The sequence below is a fragment of the Streptomyces sp. NPDC087859 genome (assembly GCF_044742595.1).
GTDB lineage: Bacteria > Actinomycetota > Actinomycetes > Streptomycetales > Streptomycetaceae > Streptomyces > Streptomyces canus_F.
In genome coordinates, this window is the sequence record NZ_JBIUUU010000004.1 from 423286 (window position 1) to 436362 (window position 13077).

The window sequence follows — 13077 nt, forward strand, 5'->3', positions numbered from 1 at the left end:
TTTGATTCCGACGTTGACGCGACTGTCGAGTTATGGTTACTTGTGTTTAGTTCTGTTTGAGTGAAGGAGTCCGGCGGTGAAGAAGACCTCGACCCGACTGGCCGACGGTCGCGAGCTCATCTACTACGACCTGCGCGACGACACCGTGCGGGACGCGGTGGACCGCCGTCCGCTGGACCGGACGGTCACCACGTCCGAGGTCCGCCGTGACGTGCTGCTCGGCGACTCGGTCGCGATCGCCTCGCACCGCCAGGGCCGCACCTACCACCCGCCGGCCGACGAGTGCCCGCTGTGCCCGTCGCAGGGAGAGCGGCTCAGCGAGATCCCGGACTCGTCGTACGACGCCGTGGTCTTCGAGAACCGCTTCCCGTCCCTCGCCGGTGACTCCGGTCGCTGCGAGGTCGTCTGCTTCACCTCCGACCACAACGCGTCCTTCGCCGACCTCACCGAGGAGCAGGCGCGGCTGGTTCTCGACGCGTGGACGGACCGGACGTCGGAGTTGTCTCATCTGCCCTCCGTGGAACAGGTCTTCTGCTTCGAGAACCGCGGTGCCGAGATCGGTGTGACCCTGGGTCACCCGCACGGGCAGATCTACGCGTACCCCTTCACCACGCCCCGCACCGCACTGACGCTGCGCTCGGTCGCCGCCCACAAGGAGGCGACGGGCGGGGAGAACCTCTTCGACGCCGTCCTGGAGCGCGAACTCGCCGACGAGCGGGTCGTTCTGGAGGGTGAACACTGGGTGGCCTTCGTGCCGTACGCGGCGCACTGGCCGTACGAGGTCCACCTGTACCCGAAGCGCCGGGTGCCGGACCTGCTGGGGCTCGACGAGGACGCGCGCTCAGAATTCCCCAAGGTTTATCTGGAACTCTTGAGGCGCTTCGACCGGATCTTCGGCGAAGGTGAGCCCCTCACGCCCTACATCGCGGCCTGGCACCAGGCCCCGTTCGGTGCGCTGGAGGAGTTCGAGGGCGTCAACCGTGACGACTTCGCGCTCCACCTCGAGCTTTTCACCATCCGCCGCACGCCCGGCAAGCTGAAGTTTCTCGCGGGTTCCGAGTCCGGCATGAACGTGTTCATCAACGACATCCGGCCGGAGGCCGCGGCCGAGCGACTGCGAGAGGTAGCGAGTTCATGAGCGGTAGGTACCTGGTCACCGGTGGCGCGGGCTATGTCGGCAGCGTGGTCGCCCAGCATCTGCTGGAGGCGGGTCACGAGGTCGTCGTCCTCGACAACCTGACGACGGGCTTCCGCGAGGGCGTCCCGGCGGGCGCGACCTTCATCGAGGGCGACATCCGCGACGCGGGCAAGTGGCTGGACGGCTCCTACGACGGAGTCCTGCACTTCGCCGCCTTCTCGCAGGTCGGCGAGTCGGTCGTGAAGCCCGAGAAGTACTGGGACAACAACGTCGGCGGCACCATGGCGCTGCTGGGCGCCATGCGCGAGGCGGGCGTGCGCAAGCTCGTCTTCTCCTCCACCGCGGCCACCTACGGCGAGCCGAAGGAGGTGCCGATCGTCGAGTCGGCGCCGACCTCGCCGACCAATCCGTACGGCGCCTCGAAGCTCGCCGTCGACCACATGATCTCCGGTGAGGCGGCCGCCCACGGTCTGGGCGCGGTGTCGCTGCGCTACTTCAACGTGGCGGGCGCGTACGGCCGGCAGGGCGAGCGCCACGACCCCGAGTCGCACCTCATCCCGCTGGTCCTCCAGGTCGCGCAGGGCCGGCGGGAGGCGATCTCCGTCTTCGGCGAGGACTACCCGACGCCGGACGGCACCTGCGTCCGCGACTACATCCACGTCGCCGACCTGGCCGAGGCCCACCTGCTGGCGCTCAAGGCCGCGCAGCCGGGCGAGCACCTGATCTGCAACCTCGGCAACGGCGAGGGCTTCTCCGTCCGCCAGGTCATCGAGACCGTCCGCCAGGTCACCGGCCACCCGATCCCCGAGGTCGTGGCCCCCCGCCGCGGCGGCGACCCGGCGATCCTGGTGGCGTCGGCGCGGGCCGCGCGCGAGAAGCTGGGCTGGAACCCGTCCCGCGCGGACCTCGCGGGGATCGTCGCGGACGCGTGGGAGTTCGCGCAGAACATCGGCACAGCAAGGGAGCAGTAGTGGGGCAGCAGGTGCGGGACGGATTCGTCGAGCTCTACGGAACCGAACCCGAAGGTGTCTGGTCGGCGCCGGGCCGCGTCAACCTCATCGGTGAGCACACCGACTACAACGACGGCTTCGTGATGCCCTTCGCGCTGCCGCACACCGCCGTGGCGGCGGTCTCGCGGCGCACGGACGGCGTCCTGCGGCTGCACTCCGCGGACGTCGAGGGCGGGATCGTGGAGCTGACGCTCGACGCCCTGACCCCGGAGTCCGACAAGAACTGGACGGCGTACCCGGCGGGTGTCCTGTGGGCCCTGCGCGAGGCCGGCCACCCGGTGACCGGCGCCGACATCCATCTGTCGTCGACGGTCCCGTCGGGCGCGGGTCTGTCCTCGTCGGCGGCGCTGGAGGTCGTGGTGGCCCTGGCCGTCAACGACCTGTTCGAACTCGGTCTGCCGCGCTGGCAGCTGGCCCGCCTGTGCCAGCGCGGGGAGAACGTCTACGTCGGCGCCCCGACCGGCATCATGGACCAGACGGCCTCGGCCTGCTGCGAGGACGGCCACGCGCTGTTCCTCGACACCCGCGACCTGTCCCAGAAGCAGATCCCCCTCGACCTGGCGGCCGAGGGCATGCGTCTGCTGGTCGTCGACACCCAGGTCAAGCACTCCCACAGCGAGGGCGAGTACGGCAAGCGCCGCGCGGGCTGCGAGAAGGGTGCGGCCCTGCTGGGCGTGGACGCGCTGCGGGACGTGCCGTACGGCGAACTGGACGCGGCGCTGGCCAGGTTGGGCGACGAGGAAGAGGTCGTACGACTGGTGCGTCACGTCGTCACGGAGGACGAGCGCGTCGAGCGCGTCGTCAAGCTGCTGGAGTCGGGTGACACCCGCGCCATCGGCCCGGTCCTGGTCGAGGGCCACGCCTCCCTGCGCGACGACTTCCGTATCTCCTGCCCGGAGCTGGACCTGGTCGTCGACACGGCCCTCGCCTCGGGGGCCCTGGGTGCCCGGATGACCGGTGGCGGTTTCGGCGGCTCGGCGATCGTGCTGGCGGACGTCGCCGACGTGGACAGCATCACCAAGGCGGTGGAGGAGGCGTTCGCCGCGGCCGGGTTCACGGCGCCCCGCGTGTTCGAGGCGGTGCCTTCGCCGGGGGCGCGCAGGCTCTCCTGAGGTTCCCTGCTCCGGTCAGCCCCGTGCTCCTCGCCGAGCGCGGGGCTGACCCATGTGCTGCCCGCGTGCGAACACGTTGTGGGGATTGTCGCCGGGTCGTCCCGGTCGTCCCCGGTCGGTAACCGGCCCCGCGACTCCCCCGCACAGCCGCCCGTTCCGTGTGACGGTGGGGCATATCGCCGTGAGCGAGGGGGATTTCATGGCTGTGCAGGGCGGTCCTCAGGCTTCACCGCGCAAGGAGCCGGGATGCCTCAGGGGTCTGGTGGCGCTGGTCGTGTTCATCGGGATCATTTATGCGATCTGGTGGTTCACGGGCGGCAAGGACAGCGACGACGAGGCCTCCTCCACGCCGTCCGTGTCCGCCTCGGCCACCGGCGGCGGCGGTTCGGGGGAGTGGAAGGCCGGGGACTGCGGCGGCCCCGATCCGGACCGGGCTCCCGAAGGGTACGAGGTGTACGACTGCGACGACCCCGACGCCATCTTCACGGCACTGAAGATCATGGACGCCGGCATCCTGCCCGCCGCGGTCCGGTGCCCGGCGGGGACGGACGTGATCATCGAGGTGTCGATGAGCTTCGGGTCCGACGAGAAGCCGAGCGGCGGCATCCCCACCGACACCGTCTGCGGACGCAACCTCTCCGACGACCACCCCGGCGACGCGGGCGCGGGCGGCGGACAGTTGGTGAAGGGGGACTGTGTCGCAGCGGACGTCGAGGAGATCGCGTGCGACCAGGCGGGTTCCGGTGACTTCCAGGTGCTCGGGCTCGTGGACGCCGGATCCGCCCGCTGTCCCTCCGGCACCACCGACCCCATCCGGCTGACGATCGTGGTGGGACGGCCGTACGACACCGTCTGCGGCCGCGCGTTCTAGCCGATTCGCTTCGTCAGCGTGTACTCGGTGATCCCCGGCGGATAGTCGGGGATCACGCACACCACGTCGTACCCCCGCTTCCGGTAGAACTCCGGTGCCTGGAAGTCCCAGGTCTCCAGGCGGGAGTTCACACACCCCCGCTCGTCCCGGGAGAGGGACTCCGCCGTCGCGAGCAACTGCGAACCGAGGCCCGCCCCGCGCCACCGGTCGTCCACCCACAGGTACGTCACGTGCAGCCACGTCGTCCAGGTGTGGCCGACCAGACCGCCCGCCAGTTCGCCCGCCCCGTCCAATGCCCAGACGTGGAGCGGAAGTTCCCGTTCACCTGGGGTTCCGCGCAGGGCGCGCAGGACCGGGGAGACGGCCGTGTTCGTGTCGCGGAGCCGTCTGTGGAGCAGATCACGTCGGCCTCTGTCGACTTCTGTCTCAATGCGAAACATGCGGCTCACCATAAACGTGCTGGACAGCCAGTTCTGCAAATTACCTTCCGCTCCCGGCCCCCGGCCGTACCCTGATGAACAGCACCGGTGGGGGCCGGTGCTGATCAGGGGGCGAGACAGTCGGGTACGACGCCCGAAGTGGGGGTAACAGTTCGTGCACGGCGGCGGCCGTGCGGCCATCGCGCTCGGACGTCGTACCCGCGCCGGTCTTTCCGTCTCCCGACGATGGGGTATCCCCTGCTCTTGCAGAGCTTGGGGAAGGGGGTTTCGTGGTTCGCATCCGAGTCCTGGTAGTCGACGACCATCGCATTTTCGCCGAGTCGCTCGCCGCAGCTCTGGCGGCCGAGCCCGATGTCGACGTATCCGCCGCCGGCAGCGGTCCCGCCGCGCTGCGCAGTCTGGAGCGTGCGGCCGCCGAGGGGCGCCGCTACGACGTGCTGCTCGTCGACGCCGACCTGGGCGGCAACGTCCAGGGCATCCGGCCCGCCGTGCCCGTACAGGAGGGCAATGAGGACGGGCTCGTCGACGGCATCTCGCTGGTGGTCGGGGTGCGTTCCGCGCAGCCCGGCGTACGCATCGTCGTCCTCGCCGAGAAGGACGACCAGCGGCGTGCCGCGCTCGCCCTGCAGGCCGGGGCGTCGGGGTGGGTGGCCAAGGACTGTTCGCTGTCCAGACTGCTGACCGTCATACGAGGGGTGCTGCGGGACGAGACGCATCTGCCGCCCGCCCTGCTCACGGGGGTCCTCAGGGAGCTCACCGCCGCTCGCAAGCACCGCACCGAGAGCGAGCGGCTCGTCGAGTCCCTGACCCCGCGCGAGCGGGAGGTGCTGCGGTGCATGGTCGCCGGTCTGGGCAGAAAGGCCGTCGCCGAGCGGCTGTTCCTCTCGCCGCACACCGTCCGCACCCATATGCAGAACGTCCTCGGCAAGCTCGGCGTGCACTCCACGCTGGCCGCCGTCGCGCTCGCCCGCCGTGCCGGGGTCGGGCCCGTCGACCTAGCCGGGGATGTTGTCGAACGGGGCGGTCAACTGGCGTAGCAACCCGGCCAGTTCGCCCCGCTGGGCCCGGGAGAGCTCCGCGAGGATCGCGCGCTCCTGGTCGAGCAGTCCGGCGAGGGCCTGATCCGCGCGGTCCTGGCCCTCGTCCGTCAGCCGGACCAGCACACCTCGCCGGTCCGAGGGGTCCGGCAGACGCTCCACCAGGCCCTTCTTGGTCAGCCGGTCGATGCGGTTCGTCATCGTGCCCGAGGTGACCAGGGTCTGTGTCAGCAGCTGCCCGGGGGAGAGCTGATACGGCGTTCCCGCGCGTCGCAGCGCGGTGAGGACGTCGAACTCCCAGGGCTCCAGGCTGTGCTCGGCGAAGGCCAGTCGACGTGCCCGGTCCAGGTGCCGGGCCAGTCTGCTCACCCGGCTGAGCACCTCGAGCGGTTCCACGTCGAGGTCAGGGCGCTCCCGGCGCCATGCTGCGACCAGCCGATCGACCTCGTCCTCCATGGCGATCAGTCTAGTGGTTGTGTCGATGTGGAGTCTCTTGACGTGAAGTCTCTTGACGTCGAGATAAATCGAGGGTCACAGTGGATCCATGACGACTTGGGACCCCGCCCAGTACCTGCGCCACGCCGACCACCGCGCCCGCCCCTTCGCGGACCTCCTCGCCCGCGTCCCCGGCCTGCCCACCGAGGAGGCGCCCCGCATCGCCGACCTCGGCTGCGGCCCCGGCAACGTCACCGCCGTCCTCGCCGACCGCTGGCCCACCGCCCGCGTCACCGGCTACGACAACTCGCCCGAGATGCTCGACCGGGCCCGCACCGAGCACGAGGGCCCCACGCCGGGCGGTGGCCGCCTCGACTTCGCCCACGCCGACGTCCGCACCTGGGCGCCCGCACAGCCGTACGACCTCATCGTCAGCAACGCCACACTGCAGTGGGTCCCCGGCCATGCCGAGCGTTTCGCCGACTGGATCGCGGGGCTCGCCCCGGGCGGCACCTTCGCCTTCCAGGTGCCCGGGAACTTCGGTGCCCCCAGCCACCAGCTGATGCGCGAACTCGCCCACACCACCGGCCTCGGCGACCTCCTGCGCCACGACGACGCCGTCCTCACCCCCGAGACCTATCTGGAGCAGCTGACCGGCCTCGGCTGCACGGCCGACGTGTGGGAGACGACGTACATCCATCTCCTCACCGGCGAGGACCCGGTCCTCGACTGGGTGAAGGGAACGGGACTGCGGCCCGTCCTCACCGCGCTCGCCGACGATCCGCGGACCCGCGACGACTTCGTGGGCCGCTACCGGGACGCCCTGCGCAAGGCCTATCCGGCGGGACCGCACGGCACCCCCTTCCCGTTCCGCCGCATCTTCGCCGTCGCCCGCAAGGGGCAGTGATGCTCACCGGGGTCGACCACGTCCAGCTCGCCGCGCCGCCGGGCTCCGAGGACCGGCTGCGGGCGTACTACGCCGGCGTGCTCGGCATGACGGAGATCCCCAAGCCGCCGGTGCTCGCCGCGCGCGGCGGGTGCTGGTTCCGGGCGGGGGCCGTGCAGCTGCATCTGGGGATCGAGGACGATTTCCGACCCGCCGGGAAGGCCCACCCCGGGCTGCGGGTCACGGACATCGAGACCTACGCCGCCCGGCTTCGGGCCCGTGGCGCCGAGGTGACCTGGGACGCGGACCTGCCGGGACACCGGCGCTTCTACTCCCACGACCCCGTCGGCAACCGGCTGGAGTTTCTGGAGCCGGTTGTTTGAGCCCTCCGCCGCGGGCCACTCGCCGGAGTGACAGTGGGAAGAAGATCCAGCCCGGGAGTGAGTGACGTGGCAAAGGAACAGAAGGCCCGCGCGAAGAAGGAACAGGCCAAGGGCAAGGCCAAGGAGACCATGGGCCGCGCGGTCGGCAACGAGCGGATGACCGCCGAGGGCCGCGCCGAACAGGGCAAGGGCGACATGCGCCAGGCCAAGGAGAAGACCAAGGACGCCTTCAAGCACTGACCCGCGGGGCGCCGCAGGACTCAGCTCTTGCGGCGCCCTATCAGGTGCGGCTTCTGCTCCAGCCCGTCCAGCCCGTGCCACGACAGGTTCACCAGGTGCGCGGCGACCTCCGCCTTCTTCGGGCGGCGCACGTCCAGCCACCACTGGCCGGTCAGCGCGACCATGCCGACCAGGGCCTGGGCGTACAGCGGGGCCAGCTTGGGGTCGAAGCCGCGGCTCTTGAACTCGCGGCCCAGGATGTCCTCCACCTGGGTGGCGATGTCCGAGATCAGCGAGGCGAAGGTCCCCGTCGACTGCGGGATGGGGGAGTCGCGGACCAGGATGCGGAAGCCGTCCGTGTACTCCTCGATGTAGTCCAGGAGCGCGAAGGCCGCCTGTTCCAGGAGCTCGCGGGGGTGGCCGGCGGTCAGGGAGCTCGTCACCATGTCGAGCAGGCGCCGCATCTCACGGTCCACCACCACCGCGTACAGGCCTTCCTTGCCGCCGAAGTGCTCGTACACCACCGGCTTGGACACCCCGGCCTTCGCCGCGATCTCCTCCACCGACGTGCCCTCGAACCCCTTGGCGGCGAAGAGGGTGCGACCGATCTCGAGCAGCTGCTGACGGCGCTCGGCTCCCGTCATCCGGGTGCGGCGCGTGCGCCTCGGCTTCTCATTGCTCTCGGTGCTGCTGGAGTCGGTCGCCACGGCGTCAATCATGCCGCCTTCGCGGGCTCCTTCCCGCGTCGGGAGTCGCCTTCGTCGGTGTTACGGCGCGAATCGATACGTGAGCGTGACGGCCAGCGGACGTCGTACGCCCAGCCGAACATCTCGAACCAGCGGATCAGACGCGCCGAGGAGTCGATCTGACCGCGCTCCACCCCGTGCCGCGCGGAGGTGGGGTCGGCGTGGTGCAGGTTGTGCCACGACTCACCGCAGGACAGCACCGCCAGCCACCACACGTTGCCCGAGCGGTCCCGGGACTTGAACGGCCGCTTGCCCACCGCGTGGCAGATCGAGTTGATCGACCAGGTCACGTGGTGCAGCAGACAGACCCGGACCAGCGAACCCCACAGGAACGCCGTGAACGCGCCCCACCACGACATCGTCACCAGACCGCCGACCAGCGGAGGGATGGCCAGGGAGAGCATCGCCCAGAAGATGAAGCCCCGGGAGATCCGACGGATCGCCGGGTCCTTGATCAGATCCGGCGCGTACTTCTCCTGCGGGGTCTGCTCCTCGTCGAACATCCAGCCGATGTGCGCCCACCACAGGCCCTTCATCAGCGCCGGAATCGTCTCGCCGAACCGCCACGGGGAGTGCGGGTCGCCGTCCGCGTCCGAGAACTTGTGGTGCTTGCGATGGTCGGCGACCCACCGGACCAGGGGCCCCTCGACCGCCATCGACCCCGCGATCGCCAGCGCGATCCGCAGCGGGCGCTTGGCCTTGAAGGAGCCGTGCGTGAAGTAGCGGTGGAAGCCGATCGTGATGCCGTGGCAGCCGAGGAAGTACATGAAGACGAGCAGACCGAGGTCCAGCCAGCTCACCCCCCAGCCCCACGCCAGCGGTACCGCCGTGAGCACGGCGAGGAACGGGACGATGATGAAGAGCAGCAGGGTGATCTGCTCGAGCGAACGCTTCTGCTCGCCGCCCAGGGTGGCGGACGGCATCGAGGGATCGTCGGACGCTTCCGGGGCGTCTTCGATCACATCGGAGCTTGTGGTCATGGGGCGTCCCCTGTGGGGTTCGAGGGTTTTGAGACAAGGGCCTGGTCAGCGGAGCCCCGGGAAGGAGAGCGGGACTTCCCTACGGGTCCGTAACCTACGGCGTCGTAAGTATGGCAGCGCGTCGCCCGACGGCAAGAGCCCGAGAGTCTGCGCGTCCGCACGGACACCTATCCTGGAGTCGTTCGGACAGCGCGGTCCGCTCTCAATTCTTCCCGGATGTCCGGTCCATATGCGGCAGCCGCCGCTCGACCGGTCCCGGGTTCCCTCCCGGACGAGCTTCAACACTGCAAGGAGCCGCACCTGTGAGCAGTGCCGACGACAAGACCGTTTCTCAGGAGACCACCTCCACCGAGCTGCGCGCCGACATCAGGCGACTCGGCGACCTCCTCGGCGAGACCCTCGTCCGGCAGGAAGGCCCGGAGCTGCTGGAACTCGTCGAGAAGGTCCGCCGCCTCACCCGTGAGGACGGTGACGCCGCCGCCGAACTGCTGCGGGGCACCGAGCTGGAGACCGCCGCCAAGCTGGTGCGCGCCTTCTCGACCTACTTCCACCTGGCCAACGTCACCGAGCAGGTCCACCGCGGCCGCGAGCTCAGAGCCAGGCGTGCCGCCGAGGGCAGCCTGCTCGCCCGCACCGCCGACCGCCTCAAGGACGCCGACCCCGAGCACCTGCGCCAGACGGTGCAGAACCTCAACGTGCGTCCGGTGTTCACGGCGCACCCCACCGAGGCCGCCCGCCGCTCGGTCCTCAACAAGCTCCGTCGTATCGCCGCGCTGCTGGAGACCCCGGTCCTGGAGACCGACCGCCGCCGCTACGACACCCGTCTGGCCGAGAACATCGACCTGGTGTGGCAGACCGACGAGCTGCGGGTCGTACGCCCCGAGGTGACCGACGAGTCCCGCAACGCCATCTACTACCTCGACGAACTGCACGCGAACGCCGTCGGCGACGTCCTGGAGGACCTGACCGCCGAGCTGGGCCGCGTCGGCGTCACCCTCCCCGAGGACACCCGCCCCCTCACCTTCGGCACCTGGATCGGCGGCGACCGCGACGGCAACCCCAACGTCACCCCCCAGGTGACCTGGGACGTCCTGATCCTCCAGCACGAGCACGGCATCAACGACGCGCTCGACCTGATCGACGAGCTGCGCGGCTTCCTCTCCAACTCCATCCGCTACACCGGCGCCACCGAGGAACTGCTCGCCTCGCTCCAGGCCGACCTGGAGCGCCTCCCGGAGATCAGCCCCCGCTACAAGCGCCTCAACGCCGAGGAGCCCTACCGGCTCAAGGCCACCGCGATCCGCCAGAAGCTGGAGAACACCAAGCTGCGGCTCGCCAAGAACACCCCGCACGAGGACGGCCGCGACTACCTCGGCACCGCCGAGTTGCTCCGGGACCTGACGCTGATCCAGACCTCCCTGCGCGAACACCGCGGCGGCCTGATCGCCGAGGGCCGGATGAACCGGACCATCCGTACGCTCGCCGCCTTCGGCCTCCAGCTCGCCACCATGGACGTCCGCGAGCACGCCGACGCCCACCACCACGCCCTCGGCCAGCTCTTCGACCGGCTCGGCGAGGAGTCCTGGCGCTACGCGGACATGCCCCGCGACTACCGCGGCAAGCTGCTCGCCAAGGAGCTCAGGTCGCGCAGGCCGCTGGCGCCCACCCCGGCCCCGCTGGACGCGGCCGGCGAGAAGACCCTCGGCGTCTTCCACACCGTCAAGCGCGCTCTCGAGGTCTTCGGACCCGAGGTCATCGAGTCGTACATCATCTCGATGTGCCAGGGCGCCGACGACGTCTTCGCCGCCACCGTCCTGGCGCGCGAGGCGGGCCTGATCGACCTGCACGCCGGCTGGGCCAAGATCGGCATCGTGCCGCTGCTGGAGACCACGGTCGAGCTCAAGGCCGCCGACACGATCCTGGAGGACATGTTCTCCGACCCGTCCTACCGGCGCCTGGTCGCGCTGAACGGGGACGTGCAGGAGGTCATGCTCGGCTACTCCGACTCCTCGAAGTTCGGCGGCATCACCACCTCCCAGTGGGAGATCCACCGCGCCCAGCGCCGTCTGCGTGACGTCGCGCACCGCTACGGCGTGCGCCTGCGCCTGTTCCACGGCCGCGGCGGCACCGTCGGCCGCGGTGGCGGCCCCTCGCACGACGCGATCCTCGCCCAGCCCTGGGGAACCCTGGAGGGCGAGATCAAGGTGACCGAGCAGGGCGAGGTCATCTCCGACAAGTACCTGGTCCCCTCGCTGGCCCGCGAGAACCTGGAGCTCACGGTCGCGGCCACCCTCCAGGCCTCCGCCCTGCACACGTCCCCGCGTCAGTCCGACGAGGCGCTGGCCCGCTGGGACGCCGCGATGGACGTGGTGAGCGACGCGGCCCACGCCGCCTACCGCCGCCTGGTCGAGGACCCGGACCTGCCGACGTACTTCCTCGCGTCGACACCGGTGGACCAGCTCGCCGACCTGCACCTCGGCTCGCGGCCCTCGCGCCGCCCCGGCTCCGGCGTCTCCCTCGACGGACTGCGCGCCATCCCGTGGGTGTTCGGCTGGACCCAGTCCCGCCAGATCGTCCCCGGCTGGTTCGGCGTCGGCTCCGGCCTGAAGGCGCTGCGCGAGGCGGGCCTGGACACGGTGCTCGACGAGATGCACGGCCAGTGGCACTTCTTCCAGAACTTCATCTCCAACGTCGAGATGACGCTCGCGAAGACCGACCTGCGCATCGCCCGCCACTACGTCGAGACCCTGGTCCCGGCCGAGCTCCGGCATGTCTTCGCCGACATCGAGGCCGAGCACGCGCTGACCGTGCGCGAGGTCCTGAAGATCACCGGCGAGACCGAACTCCTGGACGCCCAGCCCGTCCTGAGGCAGACCTTCGCCATCCGCGACGCCTACCTCGACCCGATCTCCTACCTCCAGGTCGCCCTGCTCAAGCGGCAGCGCGAGGCGGCCGCCGCGGGCGAGGAGGCGGACCCGACGCTGGCCCGCGCCCTGCTGCTGACGGTCAACGGTGTGGCGGCGGGTCTGCGCAACACCGGCTGACGGTCTCTGGTGACATGACGGTGCCCCCGAGCCTCGTACCGGCTCGGGGGCACCGTCATGTGGAGCCTTCCGGCCCTACGACGCCTTCCGGCGCCGGAACACCAGGTAGCCGCCCGCGGCGACCAGTGCGGCCGCGATGCCGCCCAGCAGGCCGACGGGGGCGCCGTTGCCGGTCTCGGCGAGGTCGCCGCCGGTGCCCTGGGCGGACGGGGAGGAGGAGGCGGACGGGGTTCCCGCGGCCCCGGCGGGCTGCGAGGCGGACGCCGACGGCGAGGCGGAGGCCGACGGGGAGGCGGAAGCGGAGGCGGACGGCGTCGCCGTACCGTCACCCGGGTTGCCGTCGTCGGAGTCCTCGCAGTCCGTCCAGAACACCTTGTGCTTGGCCGAACCGTGCTCGCCGTCGAAGTTCCAGAACAGCTTGTAGTGGCCGTCCGGCAGCGACAGGTCCTCCGTACGGCCGTGACCCTCGCCGTCGAGGGTGATCTCGCCGGACTTCACGGTCTCGCCCTTGACGTCGGCCGTCGGGGCCCAGGCCTCGATGTGCCAGTCGACCTCCTGGACGCTGTCGAAGCCGAAGGCGTCCAGATAGAAGGTGCAGACGTGCGGCTCGTTGCGGCGCAGTTCCTCGCCGGTGGAGGCGTCGTGGATTTTCACTGTGCCGTTGTCACCGGGAGCGGTGGCGTGGGCGGAGGGGGCCGCGAGCAGGGCGGCCACGGCGACGGCGGACAAGGCGCCGGCCCGGGGGAGGGTACGCATGGGCAGTCCATCTTCGAGAT

General features: G+C 70.3%; 14 protein-coding genes. 9 read left to right on the top strand and 5 right to left on the bottom strand.

Annotated features, from left to right (window positions below):
• The first annotated feature begins 76 nt into the window (after positions 1-76).
• The 4 genes from galT (at position 77) to ACIOHP_RS12080 (ending at position 4131) form a co-directional block, all read left to right on the top strand.
• Positions 77-1138 carry a galactose-1-phosphate uridylyltransferase gene (gene galT, locus ACIOHP_RS12065; protein ID WP_361538148.1) on the top strand — a complete coding sequence of 354 codons (1062 nt, stop codon included), beginning with the start codon at positions 77-79 and terminating at the stop codon, positions 1136-1138.
• Entirely contained in the window at positions 1135-2109 is a 975-nt protein-coding gene (gene galE / locus ACIOHP_RS12070) for a UDP-glucose 4-epimerase GalE (RefSeq protein ID WP_401886141.1), read from the top strand. The genes galT and galE overlap by 4 nt, the downstream gene beginning before the upstream one ends.
• Entirely contained in the window at positions 2109-3260 is a 1152-nt protein-coding gene (gene galK, locus ACIOHP_RS12075) for a galactokinase (protein ID WP_401886145.1), read from the top strand. Before galE ends, galK begins: the two co-directional genes overlap by 1 nt.
• Positions 3261-3459: 199 nt before the next feature.
• A complete protein-coding gene (locus ACIOHP_RS12080) occupies positions 3460-4131 on the top strand; it encodes a hypothetical protein (protein WP_401886147.1) in 672 nt (223 codons plus the stop codon).
• Here the strand turns inward: ACIOHP_RS12080 and ACIOHP_RS12085 are convergent.
• On the bottom strand, positions 4128-4583 hold the full coding sequence (locus tag ACIOHP_RS12085; protein WP_361538140.1) for a GNAT family N-acetyltransferase: 456 nt from the start codon (positions 4581-4583) through the stop codon (positions 4128-4130). The genes ACIOHP_RS12080 and ACIOHP_RS12085 overlap by 4 nt on opposite strands.
• 257 nt (positions 4584-4840) lie before the next feature.
• On the opposite strand from ACIOHP_RS12085, the gene ACIOHP_RS12090 reads away from it, so the two are divergent.
• The gene (locus ACIOHP_RS12090; RefSeq protein WP_046257593.1) at positions 4841-5608 is read left to right on the top strand and encodes a response regulator transcription factor; all 768 of its coding nucleotides are present in this window, start codon (positions 4841-4843) and stop codon (positions 5606-5608) included.
• Here ACIOHP_RS12090 and tamR read toward each other — a convergent pair.
• Positions 5567-6064, bottom strand: coding sequence for a MarR family transcriptional regulator TamR (tamR, locus tag ACIOHP_RS12095; RefSeq protein WP_327717576.1), 498 nt, complete (start codon positions 6062-6064; stop codon positions 5567-5569). The two genes, ACIOHP_RS12090 and tamR, sit on opposite strands and share 42 nt — an antisense overlap.
• Before the next feature lie 88 nt (positions 6065-6152).
• On the opposite strand from tamR, the gene ACIOHP_RS12100 reads away from it, so the two are divergent.
• From ACIOHP_RS12100 to ACIOHP_RS12110, 3 genes are all read left to right on the top strand, one after another.
• The gene (locus ACIOHP_RS12100) at positions 6153-6950 is read left to right on the top strand and encodes a trans-aconitate 2-methyltransferase (protein WP_401886150.1); all 798 of its coding nucleotides are present in this window, start codon (positions 6153-6155) and stop codon (positions 6948-6950) included.
• A complete protein-coding gene (locus ACIOHP_RS12105) occupies positions 6950-7312 on the top strand; it encodes a VOC family protein (protein WP_361485306.1) in 363 nt (120 codons plus the stop codon). The genes ACIOHP_RS12100 and ACIOHP_RS12105 overlap by 1 nt, the downstream gene beginning before the upstream one ends.
• 66 nt (positions 7313-7378) lie before the next feature.
• Positions 7379-7552 (top strand): CsbD family protein, encoded by a 174-nt coding sequence (locus tag ACIOHP_RS12110; RefSeq protein ID WP_361538135.1) that lies wholly within the window; start codon positions 7379-7381, stop codon positions 7550-7552.
• 20 nt (positions 7553-7572) lie between these two features.
• Here the strand turns inward: ACIOHP_RS12110 and ACIOHP_RS12115 are convergent, their stop codons facing one another.
• A complete protein-coding gene (locus ACIOHP_RS12115; protein WP_046257589.1) occupies positions 7573-8250 on the bottom strand; it encodes a TetR/AcrR family transcriptional regulator in 678 nt (225 codons plus the stop codon).
• Positions 8247-9257, bottom strand: a complete 1011-nt coding sequence (locus ACIOHP_RS12120) for a fatty acid desaturase (RefSeq protein WP_361538133.1) — start codon at positions 9255-9257, stop codon at positions 8247-8249. The genes ACIOHP_RS12115 and ACIOHP_RS12120 overlap by 4 nt, the downstream gene beginning before the upstream one ends.
• A 302-nt stretch (positions 9258-9559) precedes the next feature.
• On the opposite strand from ACIOHP_RS12120, the gene ppc reads away from it, so the two are divergent.
• On the top strand, positions 9560-12301 hold the full coding sequence (ppc, locus tag ACIOHP_RS12125; protein WP_401886155.1) for a phosphoenolpyruvate carboxylase: 2742 nt from the start codon (positions 9560-9562) through the stop codon (positions 12299-12301).
• A gap of 75 nt (positions 12302-12376) precedes the next feature.
• Here ppc and ACIOHP_RS12130 read toward each other — a convergent pair whose 3' ends face one another.
• Complete coding sequence (locus ACIOHP_RS12130; RefSeq protein WP_361538129.1) at positions 12377-13057, bottom strand: LPXTG cell wall anchor domain-containing protein; 681 nt, start codon at positions 13055-13057, stop codon at positions 12377-12379.
• Positions 13058-13077 lie beyond the last annotated feature (20 nt).

What these genes read in the sequence shown, in the direction of transcription:
- galE (WP_401886141.1), top strand. Translation starts at nt 1,135, where the DNA reads ATGAGCGGTAGGTACCTGGTCACCGGTGGCGCGGGCTATGTCGGCAGC.
- ACIOHP_RS12080 (WP_401886147.1), top strand. Translation starts at nt 3,460, where the DNA reads ATGGCTGTGCAGGGCGGTCCTCAGGCTTCACCGCGCAAGGAGCCGGGA.
- ACIOHP_RS12085 (WP_361538140.1), bottom strand. Translation starts at nt 4,583, where the DNA reads ATGGTGAGCCGCATGTTTCGCATTGAGACAGAAGTCGACAGAGGCCGA.
- tamR (WP_327717576.1), bottom strand. Translation starts at nt 6,064, where the DNA reads ATGGAGGACGAGGTCGATCGGCTGGTCGCAGCATGGCGCCGGGAGCGC.
- ACIOHP_RS12100 (WP_401886150.1), top strand. Translation starts at nt 6,153, where the DNA reads ATGACGACTTGGGACCCCGCCCAGTACCTGCGCCACGCCGACCACCGC.
- ACIOHP_RS12105 (WP_361485306.1), top strand. Translation starts at nt 6,950, where the DNA reads ATGCTCACCGGGGTCGACCACGTCCAGCTCGCCGCGCCGCCGGGCTCC.
- ACIOHP_RS12115 (WP_046257589.1), bottom strand. Translation starts at nt 8,250, where the DNA reads ATGATTGACGCCGTGGCGACCGACTCCAGCAGCACCGAGAGCAATGAG.
- ACIOHP_RS12120 (WP_361538133.1), bottom strand. Translation starts at nt 9,257, where the DNA reads ATGACCACAAGCTCCGATGTGATCGAAGACGCCCCGGAAGCGTCCGAC.
- ACIOHP_RS12130 (WP_361538129.1), bottom strand. Translation starts at nt 13,057, where the DNA reads ATGCGTACCCTCCCCCGGGCCGGCGCCTTGTCCGCCGTCGCCGTGGCC.